The following is a 12,970-nucleotide window of genomic DNA, read 5'->3' as shown; positions in this document are numbered from 1 at the left end:
GACGCGGCAGATCGCCCATTCCTCCACGCGCGCCGCGCTCTCTACCCTCGACCCATGGCAGTCATCGCAGAAGCCTCGCAGCTCATCGCGCCCCCGCCGGCGGCGGCCGACCTCCTCGCGCAGGGCGCGGCAGCCGTCTGGGAGACGACGATCACCCTCCCGACCTACACCCCCGAGGAGCCGGTGCAGCTGCCGATGTTCCTCGACCGCCGCGTCTACCAGGGCTCGAGCGGGCGGGTGTACCCGCTGCCCTTCATCGACCGGATCGCCTCCGAGGCCGTCGACCAGGAGTGGCGCGTCGTCGTCCTCGAGAACGAGTTCGTCCAGGTCGTCGTCCTGCCCGAACTCGGCGGCCGGATCTACTCCGGCTACGACAAGACCACCGGCTACGACTTCTTCTACCGCAACACCGTCATCAAGCCGGCGCTGGTCGGCCTCGCGGGTCCGTGGATCAGCGGCGGCGTCGAGTTCAACTGGCCGCAGCACCACCGCCCCGGCACCTACCTGCCCACCGCCTGGAGCCTCGAGCGCGCCGACGACGGCTCGGTCGTCGTCTGGTGCAGCGACCACGACCCGTTCAGCCGGATGAAGGGCCTGCACGGCGTGCGCCTGCGCCCCGGGTCCAGCCTCGTCGAGCTCGACGTGCGCCTGCACAACCGCACCAGCGAGCGGCACACCTTCCTCTGGTGGGCGAACGTCGCGGCACAGGTGCACGACGACTACCAGTCCTTCTTCCCGCGCGACGTCCGCTACGTCGCCGACCACGCCCGCCGCGCGATCACCGCCTTCCCGGCGGCCGACCGCCCCTACTACGGCGTCGACTACCCCGCCCTCGCGGCCGAGCGCGGCGACGGACCGACGCCGGACGGCCCGCCCGCCGACCGGATCGACTGGTACCGCAACATCCCGGTCCCCACCTCCTACATGGTCGTCCGCACCGACGACTCCTTCTTCGGCGGCTACGACCACCGCGCCGGAGCGGGCTTCGTGCACTGGGCCGACCGCCGCTTCGCCCCCGGCAAGAAGCAGTGGACCTGGGGCGACGCCCCGTTCGGCCACGCCTGGGACGCGCAGCTCACCGACGCGGACGGCCCCTACGTCGAGCTGATGGCCGGCGTCTACACCGACAACCAGCCCGACTTCTCCTGGCTGATGCCCGGCGAGACCAAGACCTTCTCGCAGTACTGGTATCCGATCAGCGGCATCGGAGTGGCGCACCAGGCGACCCGCGACGCGGCGGTGCACCTCGACGTCGAGGCCGGGATCCTCCGCGTGGGCGTCGCGACGACGCGCCGCATCCCCGCCGTGACCGTGACCCTGCGGGCCGACGGCGCCGTCCTGCACGAGTGGACCGTCGACCTCGAGCCCGGGCAGCCGCTGCTCGCCGACCTGCCGACCACCCGCACCGGCCCGGAGGGACTCGGCGTCACCGTCGTCGCCCAGGGCTCGACCGTCCTCGCCTACGAGGTGCCGACGGAGTTCGACGACACCGAGCCCGAGGTCGCGACGGAGCCGCTGCCGCCCGCCGAGACCGCGTCGGTCGACGAGCTGTACCTCGTCGGCGTCCACCTCGCGCAGTACCGGCACCCCACCCGCTCGCCGCTGCCCTACTGGGAGGAGGCGCTGCGCCGCGATCCCGGCGACGCCCGCGTGCACCTCGCTCTCGCCGACCACGCCTACCGCCGCGGCGAGTACGCCGACGCCCTCGCGCACGCCGACGCCGCGATCCGGCGGCTCACCGCCCGCAACGGCAACCCCGCCGACACCGAGGCCTTCTATCTGCGCGGGCTGATCCTGTGCCGCCTCGGCCGCACGACCGAGGCCGCCGCCGCGTTCGGCAAGGCCGCCTGGGACGGGAAGTGGGCGCACGCCGCCCTGTTCGAGAGCGCGAGACTCTCCGCTGCCGCCGGCGACCACGCCGCGGCGCTGGAGGACCTCGCCACCTCCCTCCGCCTCGACACCGACGACCTCCGCGCCCGTGCCCTGCGCGCGGTCTGCCTCCGCGCGCTCGGCCGCGTCGGCGAAGCCGAGCGGTCCCTCCACGAGACCCTGCGCCTGGATCCGCTCGACCAGCTCGCCCGCACCCTCACCGGCACCGACCCCGCCGACGCGCACGAGAGCATCGACGTCGCGCTCGACCTCGCCTCGTTCGGTGAGACCGGCGAGGCCCGCCGACTGCTCCGCGCCGTCGCCGGCGGGAACGCCGGCACCTCGGGAGCGGGCAACGCCGCGCCGATCGCCGCGTACCTCCTGGCCCGGCTCGGCGAGACCGTCGACACCCGCGCGCTCGATCTCACCCGCGCCTTCCCCGCCGGCCTCGACGCGCACGACGCGCTGACCGCCGCGGTCGCGGCGGATCCCGCCGACAGCACCGCGCGGTCGCTGCTCGGGATGCTCCTCTACGACGCCGGCCGCCGAGCCGAGGCCGCCGAGCACTGGCGCCGCGCGATCGCGGACGGCGGCGCCGACGCCGTGACCCACCGCAACGCGGGCCTCGCCGCCTACAACGACGAGGCCGACGACGCCGCCGCCTGGGCGCACTACCTCCGCGCCCGCGAGCTCGCCCCGCGCGACGCCCGCCTGCTCTACGAGCTCGACCAGCTCGCCGACCGCCTGGGCCACTCCGCCGACCGCCTGGAGCGCCTCGAGGACGAACACGACCTCACGCTCTCCCGCGACGACCTGACCGTCGAGTACGCCGGTCTGCTGATCGCCGCGGGCCGCGCGCAGGAGGCGCTGTCGCTCCTCGAGTCGCGCCGCTTCCAGCCGTGGGAGGGCGGCGAGGGACGCACCCTCGCGGCCTGGGACGCCGCCCGCGCCGCGCTCGGCCTCGAGCCGGCGACGCCGCCGTCGACGCTCGGCGAGGCACGTCCCCGCTTCGACGCCCCGCAGGCGACGCTCGAGGACGGCTCCACCGACTACTTCGCCACGAGCCTGCCCGCACTGCTGCTCTTCCACCGCGACTGAGCGGAGCGGGGGCGTCACGCGCCGCGCACACCGCGCACATGAGGAGAGGGCCGGCTGCGAACAGCCGGCCCTCTCCTCGTGCCCTGCGTCTACTTGCTCGAGCCCACCATCAGCCCCGAGACGAACTGCTTCTGGAACGCGAAGAACACGATCGCGGTCGGGATCGCCGCGACCACCGCCCCCGAGGCGACCACGTTCCACTGGCTCACGTAGCCGCCCTGGATGTTGAGCAGTGCCGCCGTGATCGGGAAGTTCGTCTCCGTCCGCAGCACGGTGACCGCCCAGATCAAGTCGTTCCAGATCCAGGTCGTCGCGAGGGCGCCGAGCGCCGCGAGCGACGGCCGGCACAGCGGCAGCAGGATCCGCCAGTAGGTGCGGAGGACCCCCGCGCCGTCGACCTGCGCCGCCTCGAAGATCTCGGCCGGGATCGACCGCATGAAGCCGTGCAGCACGAAGGTGTAGAAGCCGAGCCCGAAGCCGACCTGCACCACGATCAGCGCGAAGAGCGTGTCGTAGATGCCGAGGCTCTCGGTGATCCGCGAGACCGGGATCAGCAGGATCTGCGGGGGCAGCAGGTTGCCGGCCAGCATCAGCAGCAGGATCCCCCGGCGGAACGGGATGTGGAACCGGCTGAGCGCGAACGCCGCCCAGGAGGCGAGCAGCAGCGAGAGGAACACGGTGAAGACCGTGACGATCAGGCTGTTCACCAGCGCCTCGCCGACCAGCCCGGCCGTGAACACCGTGACGAAGCCGTCGAAGCTGAAGCTCGCCGGCAGGGCGCCGAGCCCGTTGCCGGTGATGTCGTCGAAGCTGCGGACGGCCACGAAGAGCACGAACAGCATCGGCAGCACCCAGAGCAGCGCGACCGGCGCCATGATCGCGTGGAAGATCCACGAGCCCTTCACCCGGCGGCGAGGGAGCGTCGGCGCGGCGAGACCGGGCGCGACCGGAGCGATGACGGCCATCTCAGTCCTCCTCCTTCGTGGCGCGCACGAGGTAGCTGATGATGAAGACGATCGCGAGCAGGAAGATGACGACCGCGATCGCCGAGCCGTAGCCGAGGTTCAGCACGGTGAAGCTCTCCTGGAACATGTAGGTCGAGAGCAGCTGCGTCGAGTTGTACGGACCGCCGCGGGTCATCGCCCAGACGATGTCGAAGGTGCGCAGCGAGTCGATCACGGTGACCGCGAAGACCACGCCGTTCACGCCCTTCAGCTGCGGCATCACGATCCGCCAGAAGCGCTGCGTCCGCGAGGCGCCGTCGACCTGGGCGGCCTCCTCGAGACTCGGGTCCACGCCCTTCAGCCCGGCCAGGTAGAGCACCATGATGTAGCCGCACTGCCGCCAGACCGCGGCGACCAGCACCGCGTAGAGCGCGAGGGTCGGGTCCGCGAGCCACTGCCGCTCGAGGTCGCCCAGGCCGATCCCGCCGAGGAAGCTGTTGACGACGCCGTCCGGCTGGTAGATCACCCGCCAGAAGAGGCCGGTCACCGCGAGCGAGAAGACCATCGGCAGGTAGATCGCGCTGCGGTAGATCCCGACCCCGCGCCGCGGCTTGTTCAGCGCGACGGCGAGCGCCAGCCCGATCGCCACGGAGAGCCCGCCGAAGCCGACCACCCAGATGACGTTGTTGACCAGCGCGGTCGCGAAGATCGGATCGGAGCCGAGGTCGACGAAGTTGTCGAGGCCGATGAACTCCGGCTCGCCGATCCCGTTCCACCGGGTGAGCGAGAGGTAGAAGGAGTTGATCGCCGGCCAGAAGACCCAGGCCAGCTCGACCGCGAGGGGGATGAGCAGGAAGAGCCAGACCACCGCGGGCACCCGGGTGATCCGGCGCCCCTTCCCCGAGCGGACCAGCGGGCGGGCCGACGGCTCCGGCGGCGTCCCCGGCGAAGGGGCGGGCGGCCGCTCCACGGCGGCCGCCCTGGTCGTCCCGGTCACGGGTTGAAGACCTTGTCGGCCGCCGTCTGCCACTCCTTCAGGATGCTGTCGACCTCGCCGGGCTGGGCGATGAACTTGGTGAGCGCCGCGTCGGCCGTGGTCTGCAGGTCGTCGGAGGAGTCGCGGTTGAAGAACTGGGTGATCTGCTCGGTGCCGGCCAGCAGCGCGACGCCCTTCTGCACCAGCGGCGAGAACACCGAGGTGTCGACGTCGGGCGAGGTCGGCAGGTTCGACGACTGCGAGGCCGAGATGTAGGCGGACTGGCTCTCGGCCCCCGCGAGGTAGGAGAGGAAGGCCTTGGTGGCGTCCGCGTCCTTGGTCTTCGCGCTGGCGAAGTAGCCGTCGGTCGGCGCCTCCTCCGCGCTCGGGATGCTCGCGTCGATCACCGGGACGGAGAAGAAGTCGAGGTCGTCGCCCTCGCCCTCCGGCATGTTCTGGCTGATGAACGCGCCGACGAGGTACATCGCGTTCTTCTTCTGCACCAGCGGCGTGACCGCGTCCTGCCAGGCGTACGAGGGGGCGTTCGGATCCATGAACGGCACGATGTCGGCGTAGTACTTCATGACGTTCTTCACCTCGGTGGAGTCGAACGACGACTTCCCGGCCAGGAGCTCCTTGTGGTAATCCGCGCCGTTCACGCGGAGGTTGAGGATGTCGAACCAGCCGGACGCCATCCACGGCGTCGAGCCGATGCCGTTGGAGAGCGGCACGATCCCCTGGCCCTGCAGCGTCTCGCAGAGGGCCATGAACTCGTCCCAGGTGGTGGGCACCTCCACGCCCCACTCCTCGAAGGCCGACTTGCGGTAGAAGACGCCCCACCAGTAGTAGTTCGTCGGCAGGAAGATCTGCTTGCCGCTCGCGTCGGTCGAGAGGTCCTTGAGCGCGGCGGAGTAGCCGGCCGCGGCGCCGTCGCCGGTCCAGAGGTCGGAGAGGTCGAGCAGCAGGTCCTGCGCGGCGTAGTCGCGGGCGACGGAGCCGGCGTACCAGGTGAGCACGTCCGGCGGGTTGCCCGAGGTCAGGTAGGTGGAGAGCTGCGCGCGGAACTGCTCGATCGCCACGGTGTTCAGGGTGACGGAGCCGCTCGAGTAGCTCTTCACGAGCGCCTCGAGGGCCGCCTTCGGGGCCGGGTCGGAGAGGGAGGACTGCAGGACGATCCCGCCGCCGCCCGCGCCGCCGCCACCCCCGCCGCCGCCCATGCAGCCGGTGAGGAGCGCGGTGCTGCCGAGCGCGGTCGCGCCGTAGAGGAAGCCTCGTCGGGTGAGGTTCGGGAATCGCTGTTCGTTGGTCATGGTGTCCTCCTTGACTCCGTGATGCCGGGGGGCCGTGCTGTGCTGTGGTGCCGGTCCTTTTCTGTCGTGCCGTCGTACGGTCGTGCCGTCGTGCTGGTCGTGCGGTCGTGCCGGTGGTGCCGTCGCCGGTCCGCCTACGCGGGCGCGGCGAAGATCTCGTTGCACTCGCGCTGCAGGGCGACGTCGTCCCACATCGGGTGCTGGGGAGCGCCGTTCGAGCAGACGATCGATCCCCGGGCGCCGATCCGTCGCGACTCGCGCATCGCGAGCCGGCAGTACTCGGCGCCGATCGGCCCCTCCTCGAAGCGGCCCTCGAGCGGTGTGTAGCCGACCCAGCCCTCGCCGAAGACGAGCGGCACCCCGCGCAGGGCGGCGTGGTCGGCGGCGACGGCGATCCAGATCTTCAGCGTCGAGCGCATCTCGAGGTGGTGCGCCCCGTAGCGCTCGTACAGCCAGCGGTCGATCCGCTCGGCGTCGCCCCAGTCGTGCGCGTAGATCTCGCCCTTGCCGACGATCGTCGCGGTCAGCTTCCACTGGTCCTCGGCCGGGAGCGTCCACTCGGCGATGGGCGGGGCGCCCTCGAGCAGGAAGGCCTCGGCGGCGAGATCCTGCTCGAACTCCTCGATCGGGCTGCGCAGCGCGAAGGCGGCGATGAACTCGTTCAGCACGCCGTAGATGTAGGGGTGCAGGACGAGCACGTCCGAGTTCCACGGGATCCCGCGCATCCCACCGACGGGCACGTGCGCGTAGTTGACCGAGCACGGGACGCCGTCGGTCAGCTCGTGGAACCGGTCGATGCCGCGGGTGAGCCGCGGGGTGAGGGCGAGCGTCGCCGCGTCGAGGTCGGCGCGGTCGTAGTCGAGCCCCTCCGTCAGGTGCCCCGCCTGCACCTCGTTGTGCAGCTCGACGAAGGCGATCCGGTCGTCGAGGTCGTGCTCCGCGAGGAAGTCGACGAGCGCCGCCTGCGCCTCCGCGAGCCGCTCGGCGCGGTCGTCCGGCGCCACCGCCATCAGCGCGTCGAACCAGTCGCGCTCGAGCGCGAAGGAGGAGGACTGCTGGTACTCCCAGGACGAGACGATGACGAACACCCCGTGCCGCTTCGCCGCTGCGAACAGCGCGAGGAGGTGGGCGCGGGCGTCGATCACGGTCGGCTCGGCGACGTCGTACCAGCGCACCCGCTGCGCGTAGGAGCCGCCGAGCGGCCCGAGCCGGAGCTCCCGGGTGTCGAGACCGGACCCGAACAGGAGGAACGGCATCGCGCAGATCCGGATCGTGTTGTACCCCCGCTCGACCGCGCCGGCGAAGGCCGCGTCGAGGTCCTCGAACGGCTCGCCCGGTCCGGTGCGGACGTACCAGGAGAAGTCCCAGAGGGTGATGGTGAGGCGCTCGGGGAGGTGGTCCGCGAGCGGCACCGGCTGGTAGGGGGACGAGGGGTACTCCGCTGTGAGCATGGCGCCAGCCTAGGCACGCGCCAAGCGCCGACCAATGAAGCGTTGGACGCCATTAGCTGGACGATTCTCTGCTCTGACCTACACTCGTCGGCATGCTGATCCCCGACGGCTTCCTCGGCCAGCGCCTGCATGTCCTCCCGAAACCGCGGGTGGGCGAGGCGCTCGCTGCCCCGATCACCGAGCGTCTGCTGGTGACGGATGCTGGACACTTCCCGCACGCCGCCGCTCACGGCCGCAGCCGCCCCGAGGGCACGCGGGAGGCCGTGGTGATCCTCTGCACCGCCGGCCGGGGCTGGGTCTCGATCGCGGACTCGACCGTCCGCGTCGACCCAGGCGAGGTCGCCGTCATCGCCGCGGGCACCCCGCACCGGTACTGGGCCGACTTCGCCGACCCGTGGACGATCTGGTGGCTGCACGTCGCCGGCGCCGATGCCGCCGCCCTCATCTCGGCGGTCGTCCACGAGCGGACGTCCCCCGTCGTCACCGCGCGCGACGCCTTCTCGGCGAAGACCCTCATCGAGCACGCCGTCGCCGCCCTCGAGCGCGACGAGACCGATTCGAGCCTCTACGCCGCGAGCGGCGCCGCCTGGAACCTCCTGGCCCAGCTCGCCTCCGACCGCACTCGCGGCACCCTCGAGTCGGGCGACCGGATCCGCATGGCCCAGGACCACCTCCGCGAGCACCTCGACTCCCCCACCAGCATCACCGAGCTCGCGACCCTCGCCGGAATGAGCACGTCGCACTTCTCCGCCCTCTTCAAGAAGGCCGCCGGCATGAGCGCCGTCGAGTACGTCAAGCGCCTGCGCAGCGCCCGCGCCCGCGAGCTCCTGATCACCACCGACGCCTCGATCGCCGACATCGCCCGCGCCGTCGGCTACTCCGACGCCTTCTACTTCTCCCGCCAGTTCCGCGCCATCAACGGCACCAGCCCTTCGGAATACCGCGCCGAGTTCCACGGCGAGGCGCTGCGCTGAATTACGTGCACTGAGCGCACTCGATGAGGCTTTCGAACAGCGCCTCGAGACAGCCCGTACCTTCGGCAGCATCACGGCGCGTTCGAGCCGCGAGATCAAGGAAGATCTCGCCATCGGAGCGCCTCCGCGAGCAGCGATCACGGGGGTGGCGCGGACCTCTGACCACCGCCGACGCCGCCGTTGGAAGACCTGGTGGCGTACCTCGAGGAGCGGCTGACACGAGTCACCGCGGGGAGTACACGCCAGCGCCAGCGATGTCTCCCGCCACGAGACAGGGCGCCGGACCGTCGAACCCGAGAACCAAGGGTCAATTTCCGCGCTAATTGGCGCATCTCATTCCTCTTTGGCGGCTCTGCGCCCGAATGGCGCAATTACTTCATTGACCCCAATCGCGCCCTTTGCCACCCTGATCAGACCGCCGCAATCCGAGTCATCTGATGACTGAACCGGGAGAGGCGCATGACTTCGACAGATCAGGCTGTTTTCGGCATTCCGAGCCTGAGCAAAACGGCGCCGCGATTCTTGTGCTTTGTGTTCCGAAACCCGGCCGCTCTCCTCGTCGACGGTGATCGGCGTCGAGCAAGGTCACCGCCTGACTTGCACAACGCCGGCATACAACCCTGCCTTGGCATTGGTCACTACAAGCCGGCACAGGCGATGACCCGTTGCGAGGAGAGCACGACCACCGGTTGACGCCCCAGTGCAACAAACGGAGCCACGGAAGAAGAGAGTTACGTCCGCCGACGACCGAGCTCTCACTCGAGAGAAGACACGGAGCCAATCATGAATAAAGTCTCAAAGACGATACTCGCGATCGATTGCATCTGCGCATGCGCCATCGGGTGCGCCCCTGCCGCAGAGGCGGGGTCGCCGGGATATCCGACGACAGCAAAAGACAATCTCGTATTCGTGAATACCGACCCGCGGGGGTATCAAGCGAAATACATCAAGAATTCCGGGCCTTCGGAGGTGATGGATTTCAACCTCGCCTGCAGCAACGGGAAATGGTTCGGCAGCGAAGGTGCGTTAACCGCAACGGCGACGAACACCTACACCTACGTCTTCGCCGTCGGCGGACAGGGGCCGTGCGAGGTCCAGATCAAGAAACTCGCGACCGGTCAGGTCTGGACAACCGGCTACGTCGGATAGGAGGGCCCGAAGATGCAACGCTTGAGAATGCAACCGTCTCTCGTCTGCGCAGTTCTTGCCGCTACCGCGGGATCACTGCTCTTGGCACCGATCGCGTCGGCCGCTACGTCGTCCTGCGTGACGGCGGCCGGAGGCACGTTGTGTGCCACAGTGTCAAACGGAGGCTATCGTGCCGCGTTCACACCGGGAAACGCCGGCCGCTATGACTTCCAGCTCTGGTGCGCTGACGGCAACTGGTTCGGAGACGGCGGCGAATTCAACGCGTCGTCGGCACGAACGAACTCCTACGTGTTCGCCATCGGCAACAGAGGTGAATGCTCAGTCAGACTGATTCATAAGGATCAGCCGAATGGAAACTCGACTCAGACCTGGAACACCGGTCTCATTCGTCCCTGAGCGCAGCAACGACTGAGTGGGCCCCTCGGACTCACCCGCGGGGCCCACTCAAGCAACGGCATTAACGCGCGCAATCTTTCGACGGACCGGTGTAGTCCGGCGACTCAAGGACCTCAACAGTGCCAAAGCTCGCTATGATGCGGTAGCCATCCGCAATCGCGTCGTCACGGATGACCGACGTCTCCATCTTCAGGCCGCGAACCGACCCGGCTTCCTCCTGACCGAGATCCAGGACATAGAAATCCGGGGGTCGCTGAAGCACACCCGGAAGCGACACCCGATTCGTTCGCGTGAGAAGCGGGACCAGACGATCATCGGCCGCTACGCATGTCGACGGAGGTACATGGGCGACCGCCGAAGCCTGGTCGATCATGTGCTGACTTATCGACCAAACCTCTCCGGCGGCGATTCGACCCAGCGGGTAGGCCTGCCGGTCGCCGACGACAAAGGTACCTATTACAGGCAGGACACAGACAATTATTCCCGCGATTAGCGCCACCCTTCCGCTATGCGGCGAGGAACGAGCGGTTCGGGCGAGAAGACGCCCTCCGCCGTCGAGAGCGGCCAGGAACAGCACGACCCAGACGGGGGCGTTGTAGTGAAATTCACTCGTCCAGAGCGAGGACCTATCAGAAAGAAAACGCTCGGCCAGAAGCGGAAGACCGAGCAGGGTTATCGGGGACAGGAGAGGAAGAAAGAGAAGCGGCGAGAAGAGATTCAGCAGAGTGAACGTCTTCACGACCGGGGTGAAGAAGAGCGTGATCGCGACCCAGGGCCGAACAAGGAGAGTGTGCACGACGCTCGCCGAGTCGGGCCCGAGGTCTCCGTAGTCCCAGTACGCGTATCCGCGTCCGCTGAATGCCGGGATCACAACCAGCACCACGACCGCGAACACCGCTGCCCCGAGAGCGGCGAGGAGCACGCCAAGTGCCCTAGACCTCCTCGCAACCCGCAGAAGACCGAGAATCATCGTCACAGCCCCCATGTCCTCCCGGACCAGGAGAAGAATCACCGCTGCCGCTGCGAGCTGTCTGTCCCTCTGGCCGTCGATCGCATCGACCGCCCACGCGAGGACCGGCACCGCGAACGCGACCTCGTGGAAATCGAAGTCGGCGAGGCATTGCAGCGGCCAGCCGAGGAGATACCCGACCACCAGCAGGCAGCTCGCCCCCGTGCCCGCCCTGCGACGTGCGAAGCGCCAGACGAACACGGAGGAGATTGCGACGAGTGCCGCCTGCGCCACGAGAAGCACGCGACCGTCGTCCCAGATCCAGTACAGGGGAGCGAGAACGACGAGGATCGGATGGAAGTGGTCGCCGAGCAGGTTGAAGTCGTCGCCCTTCAGCGGCGAGAGCGGCGGACGGAACTGCGAGTAAGCCCGCACCGCCTGGTCGAAGATGCCGAGGTCGTACCCCGCCGTGAGCATCTGGTCGGCTCGGGAGATCGAGTAGATCGAGTAGACCGCGAACGCCAGAACCGCGAGCGGGACGATCGGCGAGCGCAGCCACGAGAGGCGCCCACCGCACGCCGGCTGGCTCCGGCCGTGCCTCATCCAGCGCATCCGCACCTCCGCCGACGGCGGACGGCGCACCGCTGACCGAGGAACCCGCTGTCTCTGCAGACGACAGTAGGCGAGCTTCCCTCAGTGACGCCGGACTGGCGCATAGCGTCGCCCCACCGTGCCGGATCAACCGTGGCTGCCGAAGCGCCGCGGACGCGGCCGACGTCGGCCTGCTCAGCGACCGAGCCACTAGCCACCTCGACCTCGGCGAAGGTCGTTACGATCCGCAGAGATAGCGCCTGCGAGACCACGCGAGGAACGATTCAGCGGCGTCGCGCAACGCGTCCCCGCCAGCGACGTTTCGCTCGGTGCGAGTGAGGCAGACCTAGGTGTGGCAGTCCTGGTAAGTGACGACTACTTTCCAGCCGAGATCCTCGCTGCTGCTAGCACGAGCAATCATCAAGTTCGAGATCTCGGACGGTCGCATCGCTAGCTTTCTCTTCTTTCTGAGCCTGTGCACCGGAGGCGGATCGTCTGCGGCAAAGAGCAACGCCGCCACCTTGGCCACATCGGTACTGTGAGCTTGTGACCGACAACCCTCTGCCGCAGCCCGTACCGAGAACCGAACCGAAGACGCGCTTGAGCACGTCGTCCCTGCTCATAGGCGCCGCAGGCGGGTTTGTACTCGGCGGGTTGTTCGTAGGCGGCATCGTCGCCGCCGTCTCGCTCGTTGGCGGTGCCACTGGATCGCAGTCCGCCTCTGCCCTGACGAATGCTGTTGAGGAGTGCGTGACCAACACCGAGGGGGCAGCACTGTCTGACGGGGACCGTACGCTCACCATCGATAGCGAAGGCGAAGAGGATTTCGCGGGTCTGGATTACTCCGAGTTGGAGTGTTTACTGACGGAGACGGACGCTCCCCAATCGGTCGTCTCGCACGTCAATCAGACGACGTCACTCAACGGCCGTCAGACGGAAGAGTGGGGCGATGTCTCGTTCTCCTGGTCCTACCACCCCGACCGTGGCGCCGATGGCGTCTTCACCATCGCCCAGTAGGCGGAGGAGTCAGTTCGGAGAGGCCCGAGTCGCGCCTTGGGTAGGATACGGGGCCGGTATCGGGTCAAGCGCGTCCTGTGATTGGCCAGGGTAGGACTACTGGCTTCCGCTGTGGGTAGGCTCGCGACCATGAGAGCGTCAGGTGCTGAAGGCCAGCTGAGCCACGGCCGGCTGGCTCTAGCGAAAGCGCCGTTGTCCGCCCGCCTCCTAGCTGCGGCTCTGCTACTGCTGGCCGTCGGATTTGCG

The 12,970-nt window shown here is 68.7% G+C and carries 9 protein-coding genes; 4 read left to right on the top strand and 5 right to left on the bottom strand.

Going from position 1 to position 12,970, the window contains the following annotated elements; genetic code table 11:
• Positions 1-54 precede the first annotated feature (54 nt).
• Entirely contained in the window at positions 55-2,967 is a 2,913-nt protein-coding gene (locus tag EDF45_RS04705; RefSeq protein ID WP_185020084.1) for a DUF5107 domain-containing protein, read from the top strand.
• An 89-nt stretch (positions 2,968-3,056) separates the two neighbouring features.
• On the opposite strand, the gene EDF45_RS04700 is transcribed toward EDF45_RS04705, so the two are convergent.
• From EDF45_RS04700 to EDF45_RS04685, 4 genes are all read right to left on the bottom strand, one after another.
• Positions 3,057-3,932, bottom strand: coding sequence for a carbohydrate ABC transporter permease (locus EDF45_RS04700; protein ID WP_185019943.1), 876 nt, complete (start codon positions 3,930-3,932; stop codon positions 3,057-3,059).
• Position 3,933: 1 nt separating this feature from the next.
• Complete coding sequence (locus EDF45_RS04695; RefSeq protein WP_260311797.1) at positions 3,934-4,908, bottom strand: carbohydrate ABC transporter permease; 975 nt, start codon at positions 4,906-4,908, stop codon at positions 3,934-3,936.
• Positions 4,905-6,197, bottom strand: a complete 1,293-nt coding sequence (locus EDF45_RS04690; protein WP_123735121.1) for an ABC transporter substrate-binding protein — start codon at positions 6,195-6,197, stop codon at positions 4,905-4,907. The genes EDF45_RS04695 and EDF45_RS04690 overlap by 4 nt, the downstream gene beginning before the upstream one ends.
• A 134-nt stretch (positions 6,198-6,331) precedes the next feature.
• The gene (locus tag EDF45_RS04685) at positions 6,332-7,648 is read right to left on the bottom strand and encodes a cellulase-like family protein (RefSeq protein WP_123735120.1); all 1,317 of its coding nucleotides are present in this window, start codon (positions 7,646-7,648) and stop codon (positions 6,332-6,334) included.
• A 92-nt stretch (positions 7,649-7,740) separates the two neighbouring features.
• Here EDF45_RS04685 and EDF45_RS04680 point away from each other — a divergent pair, with 92 nt between their 5' ends.
• Together EDF45_RS04680 and EDF45_RS20990 are read left to right on the top strand one after the other, a co-directional pair.
• Positions 7,741-8,622, top strand: a complete 882-nt coding sequence (locus tag EDF45_RS04680; RefSeq protein WP_260311796.1) for an AraC family transcriptional regulator — start codon at positions 7,741-7,743, stop codon at positions 8,620-8,622.
• A 783-nt stretch (positions 8,623-9,405) separates the two neighbouring features.
• Entirely contained in the window at positions 9,406-9,771 is a 366-nt protein-coding gene (locus tag EDF45_RS20990) for a hypothetical protein (protein WP_148060217.1), read from the top strand.
• Between the two features lie 457 nt (positions 9,772-10,228).
• Here the strand turns inward: EDF45_RS20990 and EDF45_RS04675 are convergent, their stop codons facing one another.
• Positions 10,229-11,719 carry a DUF2079 domain-containing protein gene (locus EDF45_RS04675; protein ID WP_165909026.1) on the bottom strand — a complete coding sequence of 497 codons (1,491 nt, stop codon included), beginning with the start codon at positions 11,717-11,719 and terminating at the stop codon, positions 10,229-10,231.
• Positions 11,720-12,457: 738 nt separating this feature from the next.
• Between EDF45_RS04675 and EDF45_RS20985 the strand changes: the two genes are divergently transcribed.
• Positions 12,458-12,724, top strand: a complete 267-nt coding sequence (locus EDF45_RS20985) for a hypothetical protein (protein ID WP_148070808.1) — start codon at positions 12,458-12,460, stop codon at positions 12,722-12,724.
• Positions 12,725-12,970: the final 246 nt, after the last annotated feature.

The organism is Rathayibacter sp. PhB186, from assembly GCF_003751825.1.
Lineage (GTDB): Bacteria > Actinomycetota > Actinomycetes > Actinomycetales > Microbacteriaceae > Rathayibacter > Rathayibacter festucae.
The sequence above is the reverse complement of the archived record's forward strand: the minus strand, read 5'-3'. Positions and strand labels throughout refer to the sequence as shown.

Excerpts from the sequence above, each read along its gene's own strand:
- EDF45_RS04705 (WP_185020084.1), top strand. The coding sequence starts at position 55 with ATGGCAGTCATCGCAGAAGCCTCGCAGCTCATCGCGCCCCCGCCGGCG.
- EDF45_RS04700 (WP_185019943.1), bottom strand. The coding sequence starts at position 3,932 with ATGGCCGTCATCGCTCCGGTCGCGCCCGGTCTCGCCGCGCCGACGCTC.
- EDF45_RS04690 (WP_123735121.1), bottom strand. The coding sequence starts at position 6,197 with ATGACCAACGAACAGCGATTCCCGAACCTCACCCGACGAGGCTTCCTC.
- EDF45_RS04685 (WP_123735120.1), bottom strand. The coding sequence starts at position 7,648 with ATGCTCACAGCGGAGTACCCCTCGTCCCCCTACCAGCCGGTGCCGCTC.
- EDF45_RS04680 (WP_260311796.1), top strand. The coding sequence starts at position 7,741 with ATGCTGATCCCCGACGGCTTCCTCGGCCAGCGCCTGCATGTCCTCCCG.
- EDF45_RS20990 (WP_148060217.1), top strand. The coding sequence starts at position 9,406 with ATGAATAAAGTCTCAAAGACGATACTCGCGATCGATTGCATCTGCGCA.
- EDF45_RS04675 (WP_165909026.1), bottom strand. The coding sequence starts at position 11,719 with ATGAGGCACGGCCGGAGCCAGCCGGCGTGCGGTGGGCGCCTCTCGTGG.